Source organism: Lebetimonas sp. JS138 (genome assembly GCF_000523335.1).
Classification (GTDB): Bacteria; Campylobacterota; Campylobacteria; order Campylobacterales; family Nautiliaceae; genus Lebetimonas.
Window position 1 is genome coordinate 1278557 of record NZ_ATHT01000001.1, and the last position, 26414, is coordinate 1304970.

The window sequence follows — 26414 nt, forward strand, 5'->3', positions numbered from 1 at the left end:
ATTTTATTTTTAATAAACCTCTAAAAAACTCTTACTTAAAAATCCTACCTAGGTTCTGTCAAAGGATTTGACAAAGTATTTTTATGGTATAATTATTATATAAAGTTTTTGTAAAAGGAAAAATATGAAAAAATCTAAATTAAAAAAAATTGTTTATCACTCTATGAGACTAGAGGGGTATAAAGTTAATTTAGAGGAAAAAAAATTAAAAGAGATAAAATCTAAATATAATGTCAAAGTACACGTTTAAAATTAGTGATATTTATTATTCTAACACTTCTATTCCTAAAAATAAACTTGACATTAAAGATGAAAATGAATTAATAAAAATAGAGCATCTTCTTTTGTTAGAATCTTACGAAAAGTTTGCAAAAAAACTTGATGTTGAATTAGATGAATACTTTTTTAAAAATCTTCATAAAAAAACTTTTCAAGATTTATATGAATGGGCAGGTGTTTATAGAGATGTTGATATAGCAAAAGGTGATACTCTTTTTTGTAGAGGAATTTATGTAACTCAAGAAATGAAAAAAATTTTTGCTAAGTTGAAAAAAGATAAATATTTAAAAAATTTAGACAAAGAAACTTTTGCTCATAAATTAGCCTATTATAAATGTGAGTTAATAGCTATTCATCCTTTTTTAGAATTAAACGGAAGAATTATTAGATTTTTTATTGATATTTTATCTATAAATGCTGGATATGATGTAATTGATTATGCTAATATAACTGAAGAAGAGTATATAAAATGTGCAATAGAGTGTGTTCAAAATGCTAATTATGATTGTTTTGAAGAAATAATAAAAAGTAGTATAAATAAATTTTAGATTCTTCTACCTTCCTCTAATTTATTGAGCCCATCAAATTAACTGTGTAAATAAAAACCAAAGACTAAAACTTTAAAGATATTTTACTAAAATATCTTGGAAATATATCACAAGTTGAGGATAAATTTCCGACCAGTTTCTAATCCTACTGTTTTTCCATTTTTGCATAACCTCCTGTGTTGAAGTAAAAAGGACTTTAAAAGCTGCTTCTTTTGAAGGGAATGAGCCTTTAGATTTTGTTTTTCTTTTTATGATAGAATTTAAAGATTCAATTGGATTTGTTGTATAAATAAGCTTTCTAAGTTCTTTTGGATACTTAAAAAAAGTAGCAAGCTCATCCCAGTTTCTTTTCCATAAATCATAAATATGAGGGTATCTTTTGCCCCATTTTTCATTGAAATATTCAAGATTTTGAATGGCTAAATCCTCAGTATCAGCTTGATATACTGATTTTAAATCCTTTGCAATTTCTTTTCTGTCTTTGTAAGAGACAAATTTTAAAGAGTTTCTTATCTGATGAACTACACATCTTTGAATTTCAGCTTTTGGATATACGGCTTTAATAGCTTCATTAAATCCGTTTAGTCCGTCTATTGAAAATATTAAAACATCTTCTACACCTCTGTTTTTTATTTCATTAAGTATTGAGAGCCAATATTTAGAAGTTTCATTCTCTTCACTTATCCATATACCTAAAATATCTTTTTTACCTTCTATAGTGATTCCCAGCATTATATAACAGGCTGTATTTTTTATATTTCTCTCAACCTTTATTTTTAATACGGTTGCATCCATAAAAATTATAGGATAAATACTTTCCAAAGGTCTATTCTGCCATTCAATAGCTTTTTCTAAGATTTTTTCAGTAATATTTAATATGGTTTCAGTTGAAAGCTCATATCCGTATAAATCATCAAGATGGTGCTGAATATCTTTTACACTCATTCCTTTTGCATATAAAGATAAAATTAAATCTTCCGTCCCATCTAAAAGTCTTTGTCTTTTTTTTACAATTTTAGGCTCAAATGTTGAATTTCTGTCCCTTGGAATATTTACTTCAATTTCTCCATATTTAGATTTTAAATTCTTTGTAGAGTATCCATTTCTGTAATTGCTATTATCAGATTTTTCATTTTTCTCATAACCTAAATGGTTTGTCATTTCACTTTGGGTTGCTGTTTCTATCATCTCTTTGATTAAATTTTTTAATTCATTTTCAAGCTCTTCAATTGTCACTGGATTTCCTGATTTTAATCTTCTTTTATATTCTTCAATGTTTAAAATACTCATGTGTAAATCCTTTACTTTTATTTTTTTATTTTATCATCTCTCAACATCTATATTAGGATTTACACAGTTTTTTTGATGGGGCCATAGGAGCTTTTTATGCAAATACCTTGAGAAATCATCTGCCCCAAGAATGGAATCCTGGAATTAATTTTTCAACAAAAACCCTGCTTAGGGCCGCTATCATATTTTACGGATTCAGAATCACATTTCAAAACATAGCGGCTGTAGGAATTCCTGGAATTTTCGCATCTACTATGATTGTAACTTTTACATTTATTATCGGTTATATTGTAGGGACTAAAATCTTAAAACTTGACAGAGACACTACCATACTGACAAGTGCCGGGAGTTCAATCTGCGGGGCCGCCGCAGTTTTAGCTACCGAACCGGTTGTAAAGGCAGAAGCTTATAAAAGTGCAATTGCCGTAGCTACGGTTATTTTATTTGGAACAACAGCTATGTTTTTATATCCTATTGCTTATAAAAGCGGAATTTTACATTTTACGCCAAACGAAATGGGAATATACATAGGTTCAACCATTCATGAGGTGGCACATGTGGTAGGTGCCGGAAGCGCCATTTCACCTGAAGTCGCAAAAGAAGGCGTAATTGTAAAAATGATAAGGGTTATGCTGATTTCACCGTTTTTAATAATTTTAGGCATTTTTCTTGCAAAAACGGCAAAAAACAAAATAAAAAATGAAAAAACAAAAATAACAATTCCATGGTTTGCCGTCTGGTTTATTGTTGTTGCAGGTTTTAATTCATTAAATTTACTGCCTTTAAAAATTGTAGATACTGTCAATACGCTTGATACTTTTGCACTTACAATGGCAATGACAGCACTTGGAATGGAGACAAACATCAATAAATTTAAAGGTGTGGGACTTAAAGCGATTTATTTAGCTGGAATTTTATTTATCTGGCTGATTGTTGGAGGATATTTCATAACAAAAATCAGTATAAATCTTTAAAGCAACAAATTTAATTTTGTTGCTTTAAGTCTTAATGTAAAAAGTGCCTTTTCCCGGTAAAATACATTGCAATGCCGTGTTCGTTTGCAGCTTCTATAACTTCATTGTCCCTGATGCTTCCACCAGGTTGGATTATAGATTTTATACCTACCTCAGCGGCATAATCCACACTGTCTCTGAATGGAAAGAATGCTTCGCTGGCAAGTGATGCACCTTCAATATTTAGTCCTAAAGATTTTGCTTTTTCAACAGCACATCTTGTAGCATCCACCCTACTTGTCATTCCCATACCAATTGCCACCATTTGAGAATCTTTTACAAACACTACGCAGTTTGATTTGGTAAGTGCCGCAATTTTCCAGGCTATTTCCAAATCTCTTTTATCATCTGTACATTTTTCGGTTACACACTCGGCATTTGCCACTTCATCATCACTGACCCTGTCTGCATCCTGGAATACAAATCCGCCTTCAATATGTTTAAAATCCCATTTATCCCCGGCAATTTCCAAATGAGGTTTACCAAGGTCAAAAAGTTTTATTCTTTTTTTCTTCTCAAATACTTTAACAGCTTCGTCTGTAATTTTTCCGGCAATTAAAACCTCAACAAAAATTTTATTAATTTCCTCCGCCAAATTTTTATCTACAATTCCGTTTACGGCAACAACTCCTCCATAAGCACTGATAGGGTCACATTCAAGAGCTTTTTGCCAAGTGGTGATTAAATCGCCTTTCCTTGCAGCCCCGCAAGGATTTGCATGTTTAATAATGCTTATTGCACCCTTACCTAAACTAACGGCAATTTTAACCGCTCCGTTTATGTCAGTTAGATTATTAAAGCTTATCTCACCTTTTAAAATATTTAAATTTTTATAAAAATCTTCAAATTCATACAAAGCCCCTCTTTGATGAGGATTTTCACCATATCTTGTATTAAATACTTTACTTCCTACAATAAATCTTTTTTCACCAAAACCACTGTTAAATCTTTCATTCATATAATTTGTTATCATACTATCATATGCCGCAGTATGTTCAAATGCTTTTATCATCAAATCTCTTCTAAATTCTAGCGTGTTTTTATTGTTTTTAAGAGCTTCAATTACTTTATCATAATCATTCGGGTCAGTTACAATAATTACATCTTTAAAGTTTTTAGCCGCGCTTCTAACCATTGTAGGACCGCCAATATCGATATTTTCAATAATTTCATCAAAATCATCAGTCCTTTGAGTTGTCTCTTTAAAAGGATATAAATTAACACAAACTAAATCAATTCTCTCAATCCCAAGTTCTTTGGCTTCCTCATCATCAATCCCACTTCTGTATAAAATACCGCCATGAACATAAGGATTAAGCGTTTTTACCCTTCCTCCAAAACATTCAGGGAATTTTGTAATTTCACTAATATCAATAACTTTTATTTTATTTTCTTCTAAAACTTTTCTTGTCCCGCCAGTTGAAATAATTTCAAATCCAAGCTCTTCAAGACCTTTAGCAAATTCAACAATTCCAGTTTTATCAGATACACTTAGTAATGCTCTCATTAACTTCCTTTTTTATTGAAATTATAACATTATAAAAATTTATTAATTATTTCCATCATAGTTTTTTCTATTTTCTCAAGTGCATCATATGAAGAAGCTTCAAATCTTGTAACAAGAACAGGTGTTGTATTACTTGCTCTAATAAGCCCCCATCCATCTTCAAACACTACCCTTACTCCGTCAATATCAATAATTTTTTTAATTTTAAGTTTTTCTTTATTTTCATTTAAATATTTTTTAATTTTTTCTATTATTTCAAATTTTTTATCCTCTGTTGTTTTTATTTTAATTTCATCTGTATTGTAAATAAGAGGAAGTTTTTCAAATTCAGCAATAAAATCAAATCCCTTATCAATTAGTTCCATTATCCTAAATGTTACATAAATTGCATCATCTACACCAAAATATCTATCATTAAAGAAAATATGCCCGCTAACTTCTGCTGCCATATCGCAGTTTTTTTCATAAAGCAAAGTTTTTAAATTACTATGACCTGTTTTATACATTATGGCTTTTCCAAATTTATCAATTTCATCATATACAATTTGAGAGGCTTTTACTTCGCTTATAACGCATGGATTTTTCATATTTTTTGCAAAAAAGTAAAGTAAAATATCTCCTTTATAGTTATATTTTTTATCTAAAAACGCAATCCTGTCTGCATCCCCGTCATATGCAAAAGCATAATTCCTTCCGTTTTTAATGGCCTCTTTTACCCATTTTAAATTTTCTTCAATAGTTGGGTCTGGATGATGATTTGGAAAAGTTCCGTCAGGTTCTTCAAATAAAATTTCATAATTTTTTATATTAAGTCTTTCTAAAATATCTCTTAAAACAACTCCCGCAACTCCGTTTCCACAGTCAAAAACAGCATTTAACTCTAAATTTTTTAAATGGGAAAATTGATTTGCTATATAATTTATATAATCACTTTTTAAATCATACTCAATTGCTTCAAAATTATCTTCTATCTCTAAATCAAAATTTTTAATAATTTCATCACCAAGTTCATAAATACTTTTACCAAAAAAAGGCTTTTTATCAATTGTTATTTTAAATCCATTATACTCAGGTGGGTTATGTGAACCGGTAATTTGTATACTTCCTCCTATATTAATTTTTCCAACCCCATCTAAACATAAAGGCACAAAATTTCCAAAATAATTAACTCCTGTTGGAAGCATTCCTGCATTTATTATCTTTTTACCAGCTTTATTAAGCCCACTTACTAACCAATTTATGAGTGTAGGAGAATGTGTCCTTGCATCATAACTTACTAAAACATATTCACCTTTTACTCTTTCACCTAAGAAAAATCCTATTAACTTTACAACTTTTTCATTCAAATCTTTTTCAAAAATTCCTCTTATGTCATATTCTCTAAAAATATGTTTAATATCCATGTTTTCTCCTTTTTAATAAAATTATATTATCTTTTTAAGATAAACTATACTAAAAGGCTCTAAATCCAGCTCAATTGAATATTCTCTGCCACAACATTCTTTACTAAAAGTTTTATAAAGTCTTTCTTTATCTTCTATCCATCCGCCAAATTTTTTGCTATTTGAATTTAAAATTTCTTTATATTCCCCATTAGGAGCACCTATTAAATAATTTTGATATTTTGCACCTGAGAAATTACATACTATTATCATTTTTTCATTTTTATTTTTTCTGATAAATGAAATTACATTTCTTTGATAATCAAGTTCGTTTATCCATTCAAATCCATCTGGGTTGCAATCAACCCATAAAGCTTTTTCATTATTGTATATTTTATTAAGCTCTTTTATTAAATTTTGAACGCCTCTGTGTTTCTCATATTTAAGTAAAAACCATTCAATACTCTCTTTATAAGCCCACTCTTTAAACTGCGCAATTTCTCCGCCCATAAATAAAAGTTTTTTCCCAGGATGTGCATACATATATGCAAAAAGCGCCCTTAAATTTGCAAATTTTTCTTCATAACTACCTGGCATTTTACCGATAAGCGATTTTTTACCATGGACCACTTCATCATGTGAAAGAGGCAAAATATAATTTTCGCTAAACATATATACAAAAGAAAAAGTAAGCTCGTGATGATGATATTGCCTGTAAATTGGCTCATAATCAAAATATTTAAGTGTATCATTCATCCAACCCATATTCCATTTGTATCCAAAACCAAGTCCATCTGGTTTTGTAACTGCTGGATAGGCAGTTGATTCTTCTGCTATCATTGTAATTCCTGGTACTTCTTCATAGCATGATTTATTAAGATTTTTTAAAAAGTGTATAGCATCAAGATTTTCATTTCCTCCATATTTATTTGGAATCCATTCATCTCTTGCATAATCAAGATATATCATAGAAGCAACTGCATCAACCCTAATTGCATCAATATGGTATTCTTTTAGCCAAAATATTGCAGAGCTTATTAGAAATGATCGAACTTCCCCTTTTTCATAATCAAAAATATGGCTTTTCCATTCTGGATGGTATCCTTTTAGGGGTGAAGGGTGTTCATATAAAGCTGTTCCATCATATGTAATAAGCCCATGCCCATCAACAGCAAAATGGCTTGGCACCCAATCAAGTATAACTCCAATATCATTTTGATGCATAATATCAACAAATTTTTTAAATTCTTCCGGCTTTCCATATCTTGCCGTAGGTGCGAAATACCCCACTGCTTGATATCCCCATGACCCATCAAATGGATATTCTGTTATAGGCATAAGCTCAATATGTGTATAGCCCATCTCTTTTACATATTTACTTAATGCATGTGCTAAATCTACATAATTATCATACTCTTTATTCCAGCTTCCTAGATGAACTTCATAAATGCTAAAAGGTTTATCAAAATTTTGATTTCTTTTTTTAAGCCATTTTTCATCATTAAATTTGTAATTATCTTCCCAAATAATACTTGCAGATTTTGGAGGTTTTTCAAAATATCTTGCAAATGGGTCTATTTTTTCCAATTCCTGATTATAAGCCCCGATTATAAAATATTTATATTTATCGCCTTTTTTTGCATTTTCAACAAATCCTTCCCAAAATTCTCCGTTTTTAGTTAAAGGATTTGCATTTTTGTCCCAATTATTAAAATCACCCATTACACTTACATTTTTTGCATGCGGAGCCCATACCCTGAAAAACACTCCGTTTTTCTTTATAAAACTCCCTAAATGTTTATAAAGATATCTGTGTGTCCCTTCTTTAAACAGATATAAATCAAGCTCTTTCATAATACCTCTTTATAAATTTTTTCATACTCTTTTGCACTTCTCTGCCAAGAAAATCTTTTTTTCATTCCTCTTTTTTGAATAATTTTATAATCATCAGTGTAATATGTATCAACAGCCCATTTTACAGTATTGCATAAAGCATCTTTTGAAGGCTCCCAGAATTTAAAACCATCACCTTCTTTTGTAAAAGGATTATAATTTTCAATCGTGTCATTAAGCCCACCTATAGCCCTTACAATAGGAGGAGTTCCATAACGCAGAGAATACATCTGATTAAGCCCGCACGGTTCAAAAAGACTTGGCATCAAAAACAAATCACTTCCTGCTTCTATTAAATGTGCAAGTTCATTATTATACCCTACCCATATCCTGAAATTTGGATATCTACTACTTACATCGCTAAAAAACCGCTCAGCCCATTTTTCACCACTTCCAAGGAAAACAAAATCTGCACTCAATCCTAAAAGCCCTTCCATAGCCTGTGCAATAAGTTCTATTCCCTTTTGTTTTGCAAAGCGGCTTACTAAACCTATTAGGCACTTTTTTTCGTTTTTCTCCAGTCCCATTCTCTCTTGAAGAGCTAATTTATTTAGTTTTTTAACTTCAATATTTTCAATATCATAATTAAAAGGTATCAGTTTATCTGTTTTTGGGTTCCATTCATCATAATCAACCCCGTTTAATATTCCAACAAGTTTATGAGAATGCGCTTTTATATGTTCTTCAAGACCAAATCCAAATTCAGGGGTCTGTATCTCTTTTGCATAGGTAGGTGAAACAGTTGTTATTTTATCAGCCGCTGCAATACCTCCTTTTAATAAATTTGTAAGACCCATTGCTTCAAATTCATACAAATTAAAATGCTTCCAGTCTATCATCAGGTAATTAAACGCTTCTTTACTACAAACTCCCTGATGTTCAAGATTATGAATTGTTAAAACGCTTTTACTTTTTGGAAAAAGCCAATTGTATCTATATTTAAGTAAAGCTGTACCACTTGCAGTTTGCCAATCGTTAAAATGAAAAATATCAACATCAAATTTAAGAGCAAGTGCAAGTTCAAATACAGCTATTGTAAAAAATATAAATCTTTTATCGTTATCAGGATATGAATATCCGTTATAATCAGTATATATTCCTTTTCTTCCAAAAAACTCCTCATAATCTATAAAATAGACTTCCACATTTGTATTAGGTAAAATACTTTTATAAACTCCAGCCCAAAGTGTCCCAAGACCTCCAACATGCACCCCTATACTAAATGGGAGTTTTTCTAAATTTGCTGGATTTATACTATAATATCTAGGCATTACTATTTTTACATTATGCCCTAACTTACTTAAAGCCTTAGGCAAAGCGGCACTTACATCTGCCAAGCCTCCTGTTTTGGCAAAAGGTGTAACTTCACTGCTTGCAAACATTATATTCATAACTCTTCCTTTGCTAAAATTTCGGCCCCTATTAACGAAGCATCTTTTAATTTTGTAATTTTAATTTCTACTTTATCAAAATTTGGAATATATTTTTTATCTATTTCAAATTTATGATGTAAATAATAGCCTCCTCCTAAAACAATAATTTCAGGATTAAATAAACTTGCCATAGTTCCAACTGCTTTATTTAAAGCCTCTTTATACTCTTGAAATTTACCTCCAATTTTTTCAATTTTAGAACTGGCATAAAATTCTAAACAATCATTTTTTCCACAAGCACAAACAAATTTAGTTTTTTTATAAGGAATATGTCCAATTTCCCCTGCTAAATTCATATAACCTCTAACTAATTTTCCATTTTCAATTATTCCAGCCCCAAGTCCAGTGCCTGAATAGAGTGCAACTAAAAATTTACTTTTCCAATATCTGCTCTCAGCAACTGCAGCACAATTTAAATCATTTTCTAAAATAAAAGGTATTTTTATATACTCTTTTAAATCAATGCTTTTTATATCGATATTTGGTGATGAAAGGATTTTGCCATTATCTACCTGTCCGGCAAAAGAAATTCCAAGTTTTGAAGGTTTGTATTTTTCAATTAAATTTAAAATCTCTTTTAAAACATCAATCTCTTTTGTATTTTTAACCTCAAAAATTTCTCTAAACTTATACCTGAAAAACGTCCCTCCTATATCAACTGCTAAAATCATCAAACGCCTTTTTTGCAATTTCAGGAGCAACTACATTCGTATAAATCCCGCTAAGTTCTCCTCCTGCTATATTAAATAGCCTTGGAAGTATTTCTATATTAAAATTAAACCACTCTCCTCCTTCTTCAAAAGGCAAAAAATTAAAAACAATATTAAAATCAAACTCCCCTATAATTTTTGGCATAATTTTTAGATATTCAAAAACTTCTGAAAGTTTATCTTCATCAAAATCATTTCCTCTTTTTTTACTAATTATCCTCACTTCAAAAGCAAATTTACTAGCTTTTGGCAAAAGCGCACAAAATTCATCATTTTCAAAAATTTTTAAATTTTCTATTTCTAAATACTTTTCAAAAATTGTTTTTGCATTTTCTTCAAAAAATCTTTTATATCTTTCAATTTCTCTTATTTTATTAATTGGAATAAGCGGAAGCGCTAAAATTTGTGTATGAGGATGAGGCTGAGTTGCTCCTGCTTTTATTCCCTCATTTTTAAAGCAGGTAAAATATTTTAATTTTTGATCTTTTTTTAAATCATAAAATCTAAATTTTATTGCTTTAAATAAATTTATAAATTCTTCTTTTTCAAATTCAAAAAATTTTATGTGTCTAGAAGTATCTATAATAATTTCGTGAGCTCCATAGCTTCCGGCTTCATATTCTTTAAAATAATATGGATTTTCAATTGCAAGACTTCTGAATTTATTAGGCACAACCCTTAAAACCCATTTGCCGTTTTTTTCAAATCTTAAAATATCCTTTTCACTCATATCTTCATTTCCCGGACAAAAAGGACAGATTTTTGGATATTTTGTTTTTATTTCATAAACCATATCAGGACGATGGAGTCTGTTTGGAGCAATTATTACATATTCATCTCTTAATAAATCATACCTTAAACTATTCAAAATAAATTTCTCCTTTTTTAGGATTTTCAATTACAATACTAACTCCTTGGATTGTTTCATTTAATCCGTTTTCTGTTAAATTGTATGTTTTAATTAAATATACAAAATATTTTGAGCTGTTAAATTTAATTGTGACTTTTCTTTTTGTATACTCATCAAAATAACTAAACTCATCTCTTTCAAATTCACCTTCTTCAATATTATAGTTTGAAAAATGCAAGTTAAATTCTAAAACGCACTCACCTTCAATTTCATACTCTATTTTTTTATCAAACAATCTAAATTTTTTACTGATTCCCTCTTTAGTATCAAAAATCAATTCATTTTCCTTAGACTTAACATAATATTCTAACTCTAAATAAGAAATTTCATTTTTTATAAGTTTATCTAAATTTATATTGTCTTTTTTTCTTAATACAAAAGAGTACCTGAAATAATCATCAAAATATATATTTTCAGGTTTTTTAATTTCCATTTCATGAATTGTTTTTACTTTTTTATTATCATCTTTTTTTTCTTCATTTAGTAAATGATAAAACTCTTTATATCTTTTTATGGTATTTAAAAAATTAAATTTATTTTTCCTATCATCAAATTCTATAAGTTCGCCACTACTATTAAAAACAAAAATTGAATTTTCAAAAACTTTTTTTATTTCCCTGTTTCCATCAAAATCAATATCTTTAATTTCACCTTTTAAATTATCACATTCAATTAAATACCTATAAGCATTATCCCTTAGATTTGGTAAATAAATTCCACCAAAAATCCCGTGCCAGTAAACATCGTTTGTCTGAAGCTTGTAATAACTCTCATTTTTAACACAACTTAACATCCTTTTATGCAGATAATTGCTTTCTTTATATTTATAAAAAAATCTTTTCCAAATACTCCCTTTTGCAAAGCGGCAGTGTTTTTTTTCTTTTTGAAGTTCAATTATATCATTAGCATCCAATGCCCATTCTGTCATCTCTTCATATGAGAGGTTTTCAATAAATGCATAATCTATTGGAGCGTTATTTTTATAAAATTCACTGAAATGCAAAGACTCATCAACTGTTTTTTCAATAAATTCTTTTAGCCATCCCTGTTTATAAACAAGTTTATTGGTTCCCGGCCAAAGACCGAATTTTTCTATATCATCAAACATAACAAGATTATTTTCAAGTAAATTAACAGCTTCATTCACCTCTTTAAAAGGCATTGCATAACGAAGTTCTTTTGAAATAGGAAAAAGTGCAAGTTTTTCAAACATACCTGTTAAATAATATCCATTTATTTCTTTATATCCGCTGGCTTTAAAATGATAATCATCAACAATTGCATATTCAATACCGCATTTTTTAAGTTCCCTTACTATTTCATCATCCCAAACCCTTTCAGTTAACCAAAGTCCTGAAGGAGTGGCATTAAAATTTTCTTTTAAAAATATATTCAATTTATGAATCTGATAAATTCTATCTTCACTTGGAATTGAAACTAAAATCGGCTCATAAAATCCGCCTGTAAAAAATTCAATATTGCATTTTTTTATATTTTCAAATACATCTGAATAATTATTTTTGATTTTTTCAAAAATCCAGCCGCTTGAATGAAAAGAAAATTTAAATTCGGGATATCTGCTAAGAAGCTCAAAAAAAGGGCCATAACATTCATTTACAGCTTTTTCTATAACATTATCAAAATTATCAACCGGCTGATGTAAATGTACCCCAAAAAGCATTATACAAACCAGTTTTTGTAAATTTCATTTATATCAAGTTTTATTATTTCACTTGGAAGAATCATTTCAAAATTTTTACTTTTTAAAATAAATTTTAAAAATTCTTTTTTTTTACCAACCGCTTCAATAATCTTTCCTTTTATATTTTTAAATCCTTCAAAAAGATAATTTGTATCATCGATTCTCAAATAAAGATTATTTTCATCAATCGCATAATATATTTTAGGTAAACTTGAAGCCAAAGCCCCAAAATTTTCTTCAATTTCTCCGCTTCCAACCCATTCAAAAAAATCGGTTTTTCCGTCTATTTTTGGGGTTAATAAAAACTTTTGGGGTTTAAAATACTGTTTTTTATTGAAATTTTTAATAAGCAGGTATGCGGGAATCTCCCTGTTGTGTTTTTTAAAAATATCAATTAGATAATTTCTGAATATTTCATCATAAATTTCATTTTGAATAGATGTATGCCCTTTTCCATACCACCAGAACCAGTCGCTCCCCTCGGCATATAAATAATTCTCATCTTCAGGAATTTCTTTTTTGGATAAAAAAAGCATCTCCCAAGCCCTGTTTTTCTCTTCGTCTCCGACCCATGTGTTAAAATCGCCGTTTATCCAGCTGCCTGGAATTATTTTATTTAGTTTTTTTGTTTTATCAACCTCATCAAAAAATTTTGTATTTTCATTTTCCAGCATCTGATAAAACTTATGCAAAAATTCATACGGTTTTTTGTAATATTCCCATGCATTTTCACCGTCTAAAATAACAGTTATATTTCCGCTTCTGCTTTCTATTTCTCTCTCAAAATGACTCACTGCCGCGTCAGCTTCAAAATATTTATAATTAAACCCTATCAAATCGCTTAAATATCTGTCTCTAAAAAAGAGTTTTACCCCTTCAAATTCATAAGGGGTATAAATATCATCAGCTACTTTTTTTAAAACGTCATCTCCGCTGAAAGTTATTTCAATCCCCTCTTCTTTAAAAGCTTTTATAACCTCTTCACTTATAGCCCCCTCAGCCGGCCAAAAGGCTTTTGGATAAACTCCAAAAAACTTTTTATAAACCTCTTTTGCTTTTTTAATATGCATAATTGCATCATCTTTAAGTGAAAAATAAATTTTTGGCAAAACGGCAAAAGGATTTGCTTTTTTTGCATTTTCCATATTAAATAAAAGAGGCAAAATTGGATGTGAAAAAGGTGTTGTAGTAATTTGAATTTTTCCGCTGTCTTGCAAAAATTTATAAAAAGGGATAATTTTTTTTACAAATTCCAAAAGATAAAAAACAAGCTCTTCTTTTTCTTCATAAGTAAAAGTATCTTTATTTAAATAATTTTGAATAAATTTCCTATTTTTAAGCTCTTCCCCGCACCATCCCAAAAGATAAAAAACCTCTAAATCATTAAATTCGCTATCACTCAAATCTTTTTTGTTAAAAAGCTCATAAAACCTCTTATACGGTTTTACCATTGTATCAACATAAACGCTTTTTATAATATTTAAAATAAAGTTTTTTTCATAATCTTGCAAATTTCTTTTAAGCAAAAGAGAAATAAAATAATCTTTTTTTTCGTCTATTTCGTTTAATTGTATTAATAATGAAGGTGTAAGATTAAAGCTTGTTTTTACATTGTATTTGCCTGCTATATTGGCCATATCGTAATAATCTTTAATTGCATGCAAAAAAACCCAGGGAAGATAAATTTTATTTTTATAGTAATAAAAAGGCTGATGCATATGCCAAAGAATGCTTATGCTATCCATTTATTTATCAGACCTTTATAATGTTCAAACATTTTTTCCCCTATTTCAGAATTTTCTGCCTGAATATAAATTTTTATATGTTCGCTTGTTTCATCAGGAATCAAAAGGACCCAGTTATTATCTTCTTCATAAACTTTAATTCCTCCGTTTTTTTTATATTTTTTATTTTTGGCAATTTTTAAAAACTCTTTCATCACTTTGCCTTTTTTAAACTGAGGGCATTCTATTTTTTCTTTTTTATAATAGAAATTTGTTTCGGTACTGGTAATCTCACCGAGTTTTAAGTCATGTCTTGTTAAAAGTTCCATTATTTTAAGTAGACTAAACATAGCATCCCTGTGAGGGGCAAATTCAGTAAATGCAAAATTTCCGTCAATTGTTGCTATTAAATCATATTCTTTTAATTTTTTATAATCAAAATTTGAATATTTGCCCCTTTTTATTTCTAAATATTTGAAATTTTCATCCATATAATCAGGGGCCCACATAGACAAAAACACTTTGTATTTTTTATTTTGGAATTTTGCATCAATATTGAGTAAATTAAGAACTGCAATTAATGCTTTTATTTTATCAAGCACCTCCCCTTTTTCAGTAATTAAATTTAATCTTTGGCCGTGAGGGAAAATTATTGCACCCATATCAAATTTAAGTGAAGTAACAATTTTACTTATTTCTTCTTTTGCCCTGTCTTTATAATTATAAATATTTAAAAGTCTGTTTTCATCGGAATATGCATTCAAAATAATATTTTCTATTTTCATTTCATTCAATAATTTTGGAAACACTTCTTTTGTTATTCCAAACATTAAATCTATTACAATTTTAAACTCATTATCTTTGATTATCTGGTGATCAATTATTTCTTTTATTTTATTTTCATAATTATTGCAATATTCAAAAATATTTACATCAAAATCATGAATCATTCCTACATCACTGAATTCAACCCTTCTGAACTTTTCATTAAAATAATTTTTCTCCAATGCTTTTGATATGTTGGAATTAATTCTAAGACCAAATTCATTATAAAGAATAATTTCTATATCTCCGGGAGAACTTAAAGCAAGTCTGAAATACGCACCTCCCGCTATTTCATCATTAGCATTGACATTAAATCTGAGAACAGTCGGCGGAAGGGCTTTTAAATCAATTACATCGATTCCTGTTGATAAAAGACCCCCTACAAACGCTCTTTTAAGCATCCTCGCATTTCTTGTTTCATCCCTTCCAACCATTATTTTAGCGCCTTTTGGAAAAAGCGAACCGAACGCTTCTCCGAGTCTGCAGGCCATATCACAGCTTATTTCCGTATTTACTTTTCCTTTGGCAATTCCGTTTTCAAAAATTGCGTTTTTGAGTTTGGTGCCAAAAACAACATTGCTTGTTACAATGGAAGCCGGCTCAATTTCTTTATCCGGCCATATTGTCACATCTTTTTCAATACGTGTTAATTTGCCTATTTTTACATTTTCGGCAATTACACATCCGTTTTTAGCAACAACATCGTTTTCAATAACTGTATTTTTACAAATTACGCTGTAATCAAATACACAGTTTTCACCTATAGTTACATTTTCCCATATTACGGAATCCCTGATTTTGGAATTCATCCCTATTTTGGTATTTTTACCGATTGAGCAGTTTTGAAGTTTTACCCCTTTTTCCAAAACAACCCCGTCGTCAAGCACCACTTCTCCTACAATTTCTACGCTTTTATCGATTTTAGCTTCACCCATTAAATGTAAAATTCCATCAAGATATCTTATTCTGCGCCCTGGATAGTTATATTTTACTTTTCCATTGAATATATCTATATGAACATCTCTGTACGAATCCGGATTCCCCACATCCCTCCAATATCCTGTTGCAGTATATCCATAAAGTTTTATTCCTTCACTCATAAGTTTTGGAAACAGATCTTTTGAAAAATCAAAAGGGGTGTTTTTAGGGATATAATCAAGTATTTCAGGTTCTATTATATAAATACCAGTATTGATTGTATCACTAAAAACTTCTCCCCAGCTCGGTTTTTCTAAAAACTGTTCAATCTCCCCATCTTCATTTACTATTACAATTCCAAACTGCAAAGGATTATTTACCGTAGTTAATGTAATGGTTAATTTTGAATTTTTTTCTTCATGAAAAGCAAAAATTTTTTTCAAATCAAAATCGGTAACCAAATCCCCGCTAATTATTAAAAAAGGTTTTTTTAAAAATTCTTCAGCCTTTTTTACAGCCCCCGCCGTTCCATAATCACTGTCCGGCAAAACATAATTGATTTTAACACCCCATCTGCTCCCGTCACCAAAATAATTTTTTATAACTTCTGGTTTATAATAAAGCAAAATCACAACTTCTTTCATCCCAAAATCCACCAGTTTTTCTAAAATATGTTCCATCATAGGAATATTTGTTACCGGCAGCATAGGTTTTGGGGTTGAATGTGTTAAAGGTTGAATTCTTGTACCAAACCCCCCCGCCATAATAACCGCTGTATATTCTCTCATTCTTTCTCCTTATAATTCATAATTTCAATACAGAATTTTCAGAACCGAACGGTGAATTTATTTTCTCACAATTTTCGTCATTCAGCCATTTTCCGTCTGCCAAATATCCAAATTCATAAGTCTGATTAACAGGAAGCGATTTTCTTATATAAAAGCTTCCGTCTTTTTTTCTTTTCATAGGTTCTTTTTCCCACTTATTCCAGCTTCCCATTATATAAACCTCATTTGCTTCATTATTAAAATAAAAACTGACCCATGCTTTATTTTTTCTTTTTTTTATCTGTATCATTTTCCCTCCTTAAATTTGTTGAGATTGGCAAATAAAATTTGTTTAAATAATCTTTCATCATACGTCTTGCGGAAAATTTGGGTGTAATTGATTTTATTGCCTCTTTTTGAATCTGAATCCATTTTTTTGAATATACGCTGTCGTCTCTGTCATAATATAGTTCGGCGATTTTTTCCAGATTTTCATAAATACTTTCAGCATCTTTTACATCATCGCTTGACTCACCCCCTATAACAAACCCGTTTTTGCCGTTGTATCCCTCAGGCCACCATCCGTCAAGTGTAGATAAATGAACTGTTGCATTAATCCCGGCTTTCATTCCGCTTGTACCGCTTGCCTCAAGCGGCAAAAGGGGATTATTAAGCCAGATATCACTGCCTCTTATTAAATATTTTGCAATTTCTTCATTATAATCTTCAATAAAAGCAATTCTCCCCTTGCTTCTCGGGTCTTCACAAACTTTAAAAATTCTTTGAATTATCTGTTTTCCTGGGGTGTCGGCAGGATGCGCCTTTCCGGCAAAAATAATTTGAATCGGCTTTTTAGGATTATGAATAATGGAATAAAGCCTTTCAATATCTTTCAATATCAAATCAGGTCTTTTATAGCTTGTCATTCTTCTTGCAAAAGTAATGGTTAAAATATCACTGTCAAGCAATGCGCCCTCGGCTATTACAACTAACGGGTCAGCGCCGTTTTCCCACTTATTTCTATCTTTTTCATTAATAAATTCAATCATATCTATTTTATATTTTTGATGCATTTTCCAAAGTTTTTTATCATCTATTTCATCAACCATATCAAAACAGTTTATATCATCCTGTATTTCAAGCCAGCTTCCTATTATCTCATCATAATGTTTATACAAATCATAGTTTATCCATGTGGGAATATGTATCCCGTTTGTTACATAATCTATTTTTTTATTTTTTTTAATTAAAAAATTTTTCCAGATATTTTCTGTTACATTTTTATGTTTTTTTGATACCGCATTAATATTATTGCTTAAACTCATGGCTAGTATCGTCATATTAAATCCATGAGGATTATCCGGATTTATTCCAAAAGAAAAAAATTCATTTAAATCCATATTAAGTGTTTTTACATAATCTTTAAAATAACTGCCCACATTTTCAAAAGAATATATATCTGTTGCAGCGGCAAGAGGCGTATGAGTCGTAAAAACAGAAGTCTGTTTTACTTTTTGTATAGCTTCTTCTTTACTAAATCCCTGATTTATAAAATACCTGATTCTCTCAAACAGCGCAAATGCTGGATGACCCTCATTTAGATGTAGAATTGAATATTTAATACCCAGTGCTTCAAGAACTGCATAGCCGCCTATTCCTAAAACAATTTGCTGACGTAGCCTCTGATTCATATCGGGGGTATAAAGATGAGAGCTTATTCCCCTGTCCCACGGTGAATTTTGCTCTATATCGGTATCCAAAAGATAAAGTTCAACTTTTCCTACATTTACTTTCCATACAGCCGTATAAATCGGAGGGTCTATAAAAGGGACCTGGATTATTAGCTGTTTCCCGTCTTTATCCATAACCCTTTCAATTGGCGCTTCATCTTTATTGATATTTTGATTTTCACTGTTTTGCCATCCGTCACTTCCTATTACCTGTTTTAAATAACCGTTTGAATACATAAATCCTACACCTACAAAAGGCAGATTCATATCGCTTGCCTCTTTTAAAATATCGCCGGCCAAAAAACCGAGGCCTCCGCTGTAAATAGGGATAGAATGATGCAAACCGAATTCCGCACAAAAATAAGCCACTGGAAGGGTATTTTCATCTGTATAAATTTTGGAAGTATTTAAATAATCTTTAAAAAGCGCCGAAACAAGATGATATTCTTTCATAAATTCTTTATTATTTAAAAGAGTTTTAAAATCATTATCATCAAGCCTATTAAGAAGGGAAATAGGATTATGATCTAACTCTTCCCATAAATATGGATCTATTTGTCTAAATAATTCCCTTGCCCTTGGATTCCAGCTCCACCAGAGATTAAGAGCTATTTCTTTAAGATTTATAAGTTTCTCAGGAAAATTTTCAAGTAATATGTTTTTTGTTTTCATTTTTTTCCTTTTGGAAATTATAACTCAGTTTTGCTTAATTTTCGCTTAAAATTTACTCAAAGTTTATAATAAGTGATATAATATTTTTAAATTATATGATTGAAGGGGCGTTCAATGAATTACAGTTTATTTTTTGATTACGACAATAAAAAGTTGGAGCAAAAAGCGTATGACAATATTTTAAAAGAATTTGAAAGCAGAGAAATAGGATATTACCGTCTGCCTGAGCATTCTCAAAAATTTTTGGATATTGACTTTGGCGCAGAATATAATGAAGTGGTTGTAATAGGAATAGGCGGAAGCTCCCTTGGGGCGAAAGCTATTTACAATATTTTTAAAAGAAAACTGAAAACAATGATTTTTCTTGAGAATCCGGACCCTGTGGACATTGAAGAAAAATTAAAAGAAATAACTAATCCTCTCTTTTTTGTTATCTCAAAATCGGGAAAAACAATAGAAACAATTTCTATTTTTAAAGAAATAATAAAAAAATTCAATTTAGGTAAAAATGCAAAAAATTTAAAAATAATAACCGACGAAAATTCTCCTCTTGACAAATTCGCCAAGAAATGGAATCTGGAAACATTTCATATCCCGAGTAATGTAGGCGGAAGATTTTCCGTGCTAAGCGCAGTGGGAACTGTTCCGCTTAAAGCCGCCGGGCTTAATGTAAAAAATCTGCTTGAAGGTGCAAAAGAATTCAGGGAAAAATTTTTTCAAAAAAAAGAATGGCATTTAAACAAAAAAGCCGCCTTTTATGCCCAAAATTATCAAAAATATCCCATAAATGTAATGTTTGCCTATTCCAATATGCTCTCTTCATTTAAAGACTGGTTTGTTCAGCTGTTTGGCGAATCTTTGGGAAAAGACGGCAAAGAGATAATGCCGGTAGGTCACATAGGAAGTATAGACCAACACTCATTCTTACAGCTTTTGATGGAAGGTATGGGCAAAAAAACACTTACATTTGTAAAAATAGAAAATTTTCAAAGCAAATTAACAATTCCTGATATTAATCTGCCTTATTTAGAAGCAACAGATTTTGTAAATGCCCATACATTTAACGAACTGATAAACAAAGAATGCGACTCCACGCTTGAAGCACTGCTTAGTAAAAATTATCCGATAGATTTAATAACAATTTCACAAATAAATGAAAAAAATGCGGGAAATTTAATAATGTATTATGAAATTTTAACAAGCGCCATAGGAAGCCTGCTTGGAATAAATACATACAATCAGCCGGGAGTGGAACTTGGAAAACAAATTCTCAGAAATAAATTTTAAAGATTTAGGATTACTAAAATATAATAAGTTTTTATTATTACAGGAGAAGTTAACTTCTTTAAAAGAAAATTTTTTGCTTTTTGCAACACATTATCCTGTATATACTGTTGGAGAAAAAGAAGCAAAACTTTTCCCTTTTGCCACCCCCGTTAAAAGAGGCGGCAGCATTACATATTTTGACGAAGGGACATTGATGCTTTATTTTATATTTAATGTAAACAACCCCCCTTTGTTTTTTAAAAAAATAAGAACAGTTTTAAACAAATTTTTCAATAAATTTGACAAACCCGTTTTTTATGACAAAAAAAAGCCAGGATATTACATTCAAAACAGAAAAATAGCGTCCCTCGGGTTTCATTATGAAAAATGCCGCTCAAATCACGGGATTTCCATACACATAAATCCAAATTTAGATAATTTCAATAAAATAAATCCCTGCAATTTAAAAGGAATAAAAGCCACATCCTTTAAAAATGAAGGAATTGACATTTCAATTGAAGAAGTAAAAAAAGATTTAAAAAAAATAATAAAAGAAGTTTTCGATGAAGCCTAAAGTTACAGCCCCAAGCAAAGAGGTAATTTCAACTACAAAAAACATTATCGATAAATACGGCGTTAATACCGTCTGCTACTCTTCAAAATGCCCGAATATAAGCGAATGCTTCGCAAGAGGCACTGCCACTTTTATGATTTTGGGAAATGTATGCACCAGAAACTGCAGATTTTGCGGTGTTAATAAGGGAAAGCCTCAAAAAATCAATGAAGCTGAGCCTGAAAAAGTAGCAAACGCCATAAAAGAAATGAAACTTAAATATGTCGTAATAACATCGGTTGACAGGGATGATTTAGAAGATTTTGGAAGCATTCACTGGCACAGGACAATTGAAAAAATAAAAGAAATTAATCCTGAAACTAAAATAGAAGCTCTAACACCTGATTTCAGAGGTGATATAGAGGCTTTATCTTTATTAGCTACTTCAAGTGCAGATAAATTAGCTCATAATATAGAAACAGTAAAAAGACTCCATAAAAAACTAAAGCCTAAATCATCTTATGAATTATCTCTAAAAATTCTTAAATTCTATTCAAAATACAAAATAACAAAATCTTCTTTAATAGTAGGATTTGGTGAGGATTTTGAAGAAATTGAAAAAACATTAATAGATTTACAAAATGCAGGAGTTTCTCAAATTACAATAGGCCAGTATCTTCGTCCCTCACCTCATCATTATCCTGTGAAAAAATATTATTCTCATGAAGAATTTAAAATTCTTGAAAAATTGGCTTACTCAATAGGATTTGAAGCGGTTGCAAGTGGTGAATTAGTTAGAAGCAGTTACTATGCAGATAAATTATAAGGAGAAAAAAATGAATATAGCAATTTTATGCAGCGGAGGAGATTCCAGCGGTATGAACAATGCCATTAAAAAATTTGTTGAATATTCTTATGAATTAGGCTTTACACCATATTTTGTTTACAGAGGTTTAGAAGGCTTAATTGATGGAGATATAAAAAAAGCTTCTTTTAAAGATGTAAGCGGAATTATATATAGAGGCGGAACAGTTATAAAATCCGCCCGCTCAATTAGATGGTATGATAAAAATTACAGAAAAAAAGCCTTTGAAAATATTAAAAAGCATAATATAGACGCACTTGTAATTTTGGGGGGTGATGGAAGTTTCAGGGCTTTGAATGTTTTTTATAACGAATTTAAAGTTCCGTTTATGGGAATACCTGCCACAATTGACAACGACATACCTTTAAATGAATACTCCATCGGGGTGGATACTGCTTTAAATATAATAAGAAACGCCGTCGATGATATAAGGGATACGGCAAGTTCATTCAGCAGGGCTTTTGTAATAGAAACAATGGGAAGGGAGTGCGGATATTTAGCACTGACCAGCGCTGTTGCAAACGGAGCTGAAATGTGCTTGATTCCAGAAGAGGAATATAATCTCGAAAATCTTAAAAAAAGATATTTAAAAGAAATAAAAAACGGAAGAGATTATTTTATAGCGATTATTGCAGAAGGACTTAAAATAAGTGAAAAAATAAAAGAGTGGTTTGAAAAAGAAATAGGTTTTGAAAGTCGTCTAACTGTTTTAGGACATATTCAAAGAGGCGGAAGCCCTACTGTAATTGAAAGACTAAGAGCCTCTGAATTTGTAGTAACTGCACTTGATAATATAAAAAACAACCCAAATAAAATTGTTACTTATTTTGATGATAAATTTATTTTAAGAGATTTAGAAGAAATTGAAAGCTCAACATATTCACTTGATAAAAAACTTCTAAAAATAGCATATCCATTAATGGGAGTTGAAAAATGAAAACAAATATACCTAAACTTATTTCAAACTATTTTTATCTAAAACCAAATCCAAAAGATAAAAATGAAAGAGTCTCATTTGGTACAAGTGGTCACAGGGGAAGTGCAAATAATAAAACATTCAATGAAGAGCATATTTTTGCAATTGCTCAGGCAATTGCCGATTATAAAAAAGAAAAATCTATTACAGGAGCGGTATTTATAGGGAAAGACACCCACGCACTTTCTACTCCGGCTGAAATGAGCGCTATAAGGGTACTTTGCGCAAATGACATAGAAGTTGTAATAAATAACGATTACACCCCTACTCCTGTAATTTCACACACAATAATTGAGCACAACAAAAAAAATAAAAACTCGGACGGAATAGTTATAACGCCTTCGCATAACCCCCCGGAAGACGGAGGATTTAAATATAATGCCATAAACGGAGGCGCAAGCGAAACAAATATAACAAAAACAATAGAAAAAAAAGCAAATTTTTATTTGGAAAACAAAAATTATAAAACAATAGATTATGAAATTGCACTCAAAAAAATAAAAACAGACGATTTTATAACGCCTTATGTTAAAAATTTAAACAAAATAGTTGATATGGACTTAATTAAAAATTCAAAATTAAAAATAGCTGCAGACCCTCTTGGAGGAAGCGCAATTCCCGTATATAAAAAAATTAATGAAATCTGGGGGGTCGATTTTGATATAAAAGATGGTGAAGTTGATTTTACATTTTCATTTATGCCTTCTGATAAAGACGGCAAAATAAGAATGGACTGCTCAAGCCCTTATGCTATGAAAAATCTTTTAAAACTAAAAGACAATTATGATTTAGCCTTTGGAAACGATACCGATTCAGACAGACATGGAATTGTAACTCCTAAAGGAGGACTTATTAATCCAAACCATTATTTAACAGTTGCAATGTGGTATCTTTTTAAACATAGAAACTGGCCAAAACATTTGAAAGTAGGAAAAACAGTTGTAACTTCTTCTATGATTGATAGAGTTGCAGATTCTCTTGGCGTGGAAGTTTATGAAACACCTGTGGGATTTAAATATTTTGCAGAAGGTTTATACGAAGGACAGCTCGGATTTGCCGGAGAAGAGAGTGCTGGGGCCAGCTTTTTAAGATACGATGCAAGCCCCTGGAGCAGTGATAAAGACGGTATAATAATGAATCTCCTTGCAATAGAAATTATGGCAAAAACCAAAAAAGACATTGCAGATATTTATTCTGAATTTGAAGCAGATTTTGGCAAAAGCTATTATAAAAGAATTGACGCCCCTGCTACAAAGAAACAAAAAGAAATTTTAAAATCAATTACACATTTAAATATAAAAACACTCGCCGGAGAAAAAATAGAAAAAATCTATACAAAAGCACCTGGTAATAACGAACCTATCGGAGGTATGAAAATTGTAACGAAAAATTCATGGATGGCGTTTAGACCGAGCGGCACGGAGGATATTTATAAGATTTATGCCGAAAGTTTTATATCAGAGGAACATCTTGAAGCAATTATAAAAGAAATTCAAGAAGAGTTGCAAAAAATATTTGAGGAATTAAAATGAATCTAATACAAAAATATAACATCCCCACTCCAAAAGAAAAAAGAGTAAAAATAAATGAAATTTTAAGCTTTGATACATTTCCTTGTGTTTTAAAAATAGATTTACCTGTTCATAAAAGTGATATTGGAGGGGTAATTACAGATATTCAAAATAATGATGAATTAAAAAAAGCAAAAGAAATAATTTTAAATAATCTTAAAAAACACGATATCTCTTTTGATGAAAATAGTGAGTTTTTAATTCAAGAAGAAGTTAAAGGAATTGAACTTATTATCGGCGGGAAATTTGACGGAATTTTTGGAGAGGTTTTAATTTTTGGAAGCGGAGGGACATTAGTAGAAATCGAAAAAGACATAACTTATATTGACACAAATGCGGATGAAAATGAAATAACAAAGGCAATTAAAAAAACAAAAATTTCAAAAATATTTCCTGAGTTCAGGGGCAAAAAATATAATTTAGGCGCTGTAATAGATGTAATTAAAAAACTTCAGATTATGTTTAACAATGAAAATATAACAGAATTTGACATAAATCCTTTAATCGTAAATGAAAAAGGTGCAATTGCAGTTGATGTAAGAATAAAAGAAGGTAAAAAAAATAAAAAAACTTTTTATTCTAAAAAACACTCAATCTTTAAAAATGAAAATATAGCAATATTTGGGGCAACCGACAAAGAGGAGAAAGTCGGATACGCAATAGCCAAAAATGCACTAAATTCAAAAGCAAACATCTATTTTGTAAACCCTCATTTAAACACCCTTTTTGACAAAAGAGTTTATAAATCAATTGACGAACTACCTCCTATTGATACTTCTGTAATTGCAATTCCTACCAAGTTTGTATTAGACACAGTTGAAAAAATGGCATGTAAAGGCTGTAAAAATTTTATAATTATTTCTGCCGGCTTTAAAGAAATTGGAAATATTGAAGCTGAAAAAAAATTAAAAGAACTGGCAATAAAATATGATTTAAACATTGTAGGACCTAACTGTCTCGGAATTTACAACGCTGATAAAGAACTTAATTTAACCTTTGCAAAAAGCTCAATTTATAAAGGGGATATAGGGCTTATTTCCCAGTCAGGTGCGGTTTTAACTGCAATTATGGATAAAGCTGCCCAAAATAAAATAGGATTTTCCCATATTATTTCAATGGGAAATATGGCTGATTTTAATTTTGCAAATGCCATAAATGAATTAAATAATCAAAAAAATTGTAAAACAATTTCAATTTATGCTGAGGGTATTCAATACGGAAAAGAGTTTTTAAAAGCTATTAGGAACTCAAAAAAAGATATTTTAATTTTTAAAGCAGGAAAAAGCAAAGCCGCCAAAAAAGCTGCATTTTCCCATACAGGAAATTTAGCAGGAGATTTTGAAATGTTTAAAATTTTAAGTGAAAATGCAGGAGCTGTATTTAAAAACTCTATTGAGAGTTTAATTTATTCGCCGGAATATAAGGCAAAAGAAGTAATTATCGTTACAAACGCAGGAGGTCCTGGAACAATTCTTACCGATTTGGTAAGTCAATACGCTAAAATTAAAGAACTCGATAAAAAAACAATTGAGAAATTAAATAAAGTGCTTCCTCCTACCTGGTCTCACAACAACCCTATCGATGTAATAGGAGATGCGACAGATGAAAGGTACAAAGCAGCCCTTGAAACAGTAAAAAATTTGGGCGATATTATTTTTGTAATTATAACCCCTCAATATATGACGGATGCTTTATCTATTGTAAAAATTTTAAACAATGACAAATATATTCCTATACTGCTTGGAAAAGAAAGTTTTCTTGATACAATAAATTATCTTGAAAATCAAAACAGACTCTATTTTACTTCGCTTGAAGAGGCGGCAAAAATATTATAATTAAGTTCATTTTAAGTTTGAAGAGTTAAAATATAGATATAAAAC

General features: G+C 30.3%; 20 protein-coding genes and 1 pseudogene. 9 read left to right on the plus strand and 12 right to left on the minus strand.

The features are described 5' to 3' along the window. The first annotated feature begins 124 nt into the window (after window positions 1–124). On the plus strand, window positions 125–250 hold the full coding sequence (locus DZ67_RS11090) for a hypothetical protein (protein ID WP_255327381.1): 126 nt from the start codon (window positions 125–127) through the stop codon (window positions 248–250). Then, window positions 231–827: a Fic/DOC family protein gene (locus DZ67_RS0107345; RefSeq protein ID WP_024788001.1), complete on the plus strand. Its 597-nt coding sequence runs from the start codon at window positions 231–233 to the stop codon at window positions 825–827. The genes DZ67_RS11090 and DZ67_RS0107345 overlap by 20 nt, the downstream gene beginning before the upstream one ends. 72 nt (window positions 828–899) lie before the next feature. Here the strand turns inward: DZ67_RS0107345 and DZ67_RS0107350 are convergent, their stop codons facing one another. Continuing rightward, entirely contained in the window at window positions 900–2117 is a 1218-nt protein-coding gene (locus DZ67_RS0107350; protein ID WP_024788002.1) for an IS256 family transposase, read from the minus strand. An 83-nt stretch (window positions 2118–2200) separates the two neighbouring features. On the opposite strand from DZ67_RS0107350, the pseudogene DZ67_RS0107355 reads away from it, so the two are divergent. After that, window positions 2201–3091: pseudogene (locus DZ67_RS0107355) on the plus strand (YeiH family protein); the annotation flags it as partial. Between the two features lie 31 nt (window positions 3092–3122). Here the strand turns inward: DZ67_RS0107355 and purH are convergent. The 11 genes from purH to glgP are packed head-to-tail and all read right to left on the minus strand — an operon-like array spanning window position 3123 to window position 19303. Next, entirely contained in the window at window positions 3123–4637 is a 1515-nt protein-coding gene (gene purH / locus DZ67_RS0107360; protein WP_024790948.1) for a bifunctional phosphoribosylaminoimidazolecarboxamide formyltransferase/IMP cyclohydrolase, read from the minus strand. A gap of 29 nt (window positions 4638–4666) precedes the next feature. Beyond that, window positions 4667–6040, minus strand: a complete 1374-nt coding sequence (locus DZ67_RS0107365; RefSeq protein WP_156919584.1) for a phosphomannomutase/phosphoglucomutase — start codon at window positions 6038–6040, stop codon at window positions 4667–4669. A gap of 21 nt (window positions 6041–6061) precedes the next feature. Next, entirely contained in the window at window positions 6062–7873 is a 1812-nt protein-coding gene (glgB, locus tag DZ67_RS0107370) for a 1,4-alpha-glucan branching protein GlgB (protein ID WP_024788006.1), read from the minus strand. Beyond that, window positions 7870–9303, minus strand: coding sequence for a glycogen synthase (locus DZ67_RS0107375; RefSeq protein ID WP_024788007.1), 1434 nt, complete (start codon window positions 9301–9303; stop codon window positions 7870–7872). The genes glgB and DZ67_RS0107375 overlap by 4 nt, the downstream gene beginning before the upstream one ends. After that, window positions 9300–10016: an ROK family protein gene (locus DZ67_RS0107380; RefSeq protein WP_024790949.1), complete on the minus strand. Its 717-nt coding sequence runs from the start codon at window positions 10014–10016 to the stop codon at window positions 9300–9302. The genes DZ67_RS0107375 and DZ67_RS0107380 overlap by 4 nt, the downstream gene beginning before the upstream one ends. Next, on the minus strand, window positions 10000–10923 hold the full coding sequence (locus DZ67_RS0107385) for a galactose-1-phosphate uridylyltransferase (RefSeq protein ID WP_024791966.1): 924 nt from the start codon (window positions 10921–10923) through the stop codon (window positions 10000–10002). Before DZ67_RS0107385 ends, DZ67_RS0107380 begins: the two co-directional genes overlap by 17 nt. Next, window positions 10916–12646, minus strand: coding sequence for an alpha-amylase/4-alpha-glucanotransferase domain-containing protein (locus DZ67_RS0107390; protein WP_024788010.1), 1731 nt, complete (start codon window positions 12644–12646; stop codon window positions 10916–10918). The genes DZ67_RS0107385 and DZ67_RS0107390 overlap by 8 nt, the downstream gene beginning before the upstream one ends. Beyond that, the gene (locus tag DZ67_RS0107395; RefSeq protein ID WP_024790950.1) at window positions 12646–14412 is read right to left on the minus strand and encodes a glycoside hydrolase family 57 protein; all 1767 of its coding nucleotides are present in this window, start codon (window positions 14410–14412) and stop codon (window positions 12646–12648) included. The genes DZ67_RS0107390 and DZ67_RS0107395 overlap by 1 nt, the downstream gene beginning before the upstream one ends. Further along, on the minus strand, window positions 14400–16922 hold the full coding sequence (locus tag DZ67_RS0107400; protein WP_024791967.1) for a sugar phosphate nucleotidyltransferase: 2523 nt from the start codon (window positions 16920–16922) through the stop codon (window positions 14400–14402). Before DZ67_RS0107400 ends, DZ67_RS0107395 begins: the two co-directional genes overlap by 13 nt. A 16-nt stretch (window positions 16923–16938) precedes the next feature. After that, the gene (locus DZ67_RS0107405) at window positions 16939–17211 is read right to left on the minus strand and encodes an isoamylase early set domain-containing protein (RefSeq protein ID WP_024788013.1); all 273 of its coding nucleotides are present in this window, start codon (window positions 17209–17211) and stop codon (window positions 16939–16941) included. Beyond that, on the minus strand, window positions 17183–19303 hold the full coding sequence (gene glgP, locus DZ67_RS0107410; RefSeq protein WP_024790951.1) for an alpha-glucan family phosphorylase: 2121 nt from the start codon (window positions 19301–19303) through the stop codon (window positions 17183–17185). Before glgP ends, DZ67_RS0107405 begins: the two co-directional genes overlap by 29 nt. Window positions 19304–19417: 114 nt before the next feature. Here glgP and DZ67_RS0107415 point away from each other — a divergent pair, with 114 nt between their 5' ends. From DZ67_RS0107415 to DZ67_RS0107440, 6 genes are read left to right on the plus strand one after another with little or no spacing between them, the layout of a single operon-like run. Continuing rightward, window positions 19418–20590, plus strand: a complete 1173-nt coding sequence (locus tag DZ67_RS0107415) for a glucose-6-phosphate isomerase (protein WP_024788015.1) — start codon at window positions 19418–19420, stop codon at window positions 20588–20590. Then, window positions 20559–21143: a lipoyl protein ligase domain-containing protein gene (locus tag DZ67_RS0107420; RefSeq protein WP_024790952.1), complete on the plus strand. Its 585-nt coding sequence runs from the start codon at window positions 20559–20561 to the stop codon at window positions 21141–21143. Before DZ67_RS0107415 ends, DZ67_RS0107420 begins: the two co-directional genes overlap by 32 nt. Beyond that, window positions 21133–21948, plus strand: coding sequence for a lipoyl synthase (lipA, locus tag DZ67_RS0107425; protein WP_024788017.1), 816 nt, complete (start codon window positions 21133–21135; stop codon window positions 21946–21948). The genes DZ67_RS0107420 and lipA overlap by 11 nt, the downstream gene beginning before the upstream one ends. Before the next feature lie 10 nt (window positions 21949–21958). Continuing rightward, window positions 21959–22924 (plus strand): 6-phosphofructokinase, encoded by a 966-nt coding sequence (locus DZ67_RS0107430; protein WP_024788018.1) that lies wholly within the window; start codon window positions 21959–21961, stop codon window positions 22922–22924. After that, on the plus strand, window positions 22921–24495 hold the full coding sequence (locus tag DZ67_RS0107435; RefSeq protein ID WP_024788019.1) for an alpha-D-glucose phosphate-specific phosphoglucomutase: 1575 nt from the start codon (window positions 22921–22923) through the stop codon (window positions 24493–24495). Before DZ67_RS0107430 ends, DZ67_RS0107435 begins: the two co-directional genes overlap by 4 nt. Further along, a complete protein-coding gene (locus DZ67_RS0107440; RefSeq protein ID WP_024791968.1) occupies window positions 24492–26369 on the plus strand; it encodes an acetate--CoA ligase family protein in 1878 nt (625 codons plus the stop codon). The genes DZ67_RS0107435 and DZ67_RS0107440 overlap by 4 nt, the downstream gene beginning before the upstream one ends. Window positions 26370–26414: the final 45 nt, after the last annotated feature.

What these genes read in the sequence shown, in the direction of transcription:
- DZ67_RS11090 (WP_255327381.1), top strand. Translation starts at nt 125, where the DNA reads ATGAAAAAATCTAAATTAAAAAAAATTGTTTATCACTCTATGAGACTA.
- DZ67_RS0107345 (WP_024788001.1), top strand. Translation starts at nt 231, where the DNA reads ATGTCAAAGTACACGTTTAAAATTAGTGATATTTATTATTCTAACACT.
- DZ67_RS0107350 (WP_024788002.1), bottom strand. Translation starts at nt 2,117, where the DNA reads ATGAGTATTTTAAACATTGAAGAATATAAAAGAAGATTAAAATCAGGA.
- purH (WP_024790948.1), bottom strand. Translation starts at nt 4,637, where the DNA reads ATGAGAGCATTACTAAGTGTATCTGATAAAACTGGAATTGTTGAATTT.
- DZ67_RS0107365 (WP_156919584.1), bottom strand. Translation starts at nt 6,040, where the DNA reads ATGGATATTAAACATATTTTTAGAGAATATGACATAAGAGGAATTTTT.
- glgB (WP_024788006.1), bottom strand. Translation starts at nt 7,873, where the DNA reads ATGAAAGAGCTTGATTTATATCTGTTTAAAGAAGGGACACACAGATAT.
- DZ67_RS0107375 (WP_024788007.1), bottom strand. Translation starts at nt 9,303, where the DNA reads ATGAATATAATGTTTGCAAGCAGTGAAGTTACACCTTTTGCCAAAACA.
- DZ67_RS0107380 (WP_024790949.1), bottom strand. Translation starts at nt 10,016, where the DNA reads ATGATTTTAGCAGTTGATATAGGAGGGACGTTTTTCAGGTATAAGTTT.
- DZ67_RS0107390 (WP_024788010.1), bottom strand. Translation starts at nt 12,646, where the DNA reads ATGCTTTTTGGGGTACATTTACATCAGCCGGTTGATAATTTTGATAAT.
- DZ67_RS0107395 (WP_024790950.1), bottom strand. Translation starts at nt 14,412, where the DNA reads ATGGATAGCATAAGCATTCTTTGGCATATGCATCAGCCTTTTTATTAC.
- DZ67_RS0107400 (WP_024791967.1), bottom strand. Translation starts at nt 16,922, where the DNA reads ATGAGAGAATATACAGCGGTTATTATGGCGGGGGGGTTTGGTACAAGA.
- DZ67_RS0107405 (WP_024788013.1), bottom strand. Translation starts at nt 17,211, where the DNA reads ATGATACAGATAAAAAAAAGAAAAAATAAAGCATGGGTCAGTTTTTAT.
- glgP (WP_024790951.1), bottom strand. Translation starts at nt 19,303, where the DNA reads ATGAAAACAAAAAACATATTACTTGAAAATTTTCCTGAGAAACTTATA.
- DZ67_RS0107415 (WP_024788015.1), top strand. Translation starts at nt 19,418, where the DNA reads ATGAATTACAGTTTATTTTTTGATTACGACAATAAAAAGTTGGAGCAA.
- lipA (WP_024788017.1), top strand. Translation starts at nt 21,133, where the DNA reads ATGAAGCCTAAAGTTACAGCCCCAAGCAAAGAGGTAATTTCAACTACA.
- DZ67_RS0107430 (WP_024788018.1), top strand. Translation starts at nt 21,959, where the DNA reads ATGAATATAGCAATTTTATGCAGCGGAGGAGATTCCAGCGGTATGAAC.
- DZ67_RS0107435 (WP_024788019.1), top strand. Translation starts at nt 22,921, where the DNA reads ATGAAAACAAATATACCTAAACTTATTTCAAACTATTTTTATCTAAAA.
- DZ67_RS0107440 (WP_024791968.1), top strand. Translation starts at nt 24,492, where the DNA reads ATGAATCTAATACAAAAATATAACATCCCCACTCCAAAAGAAAAAAGA.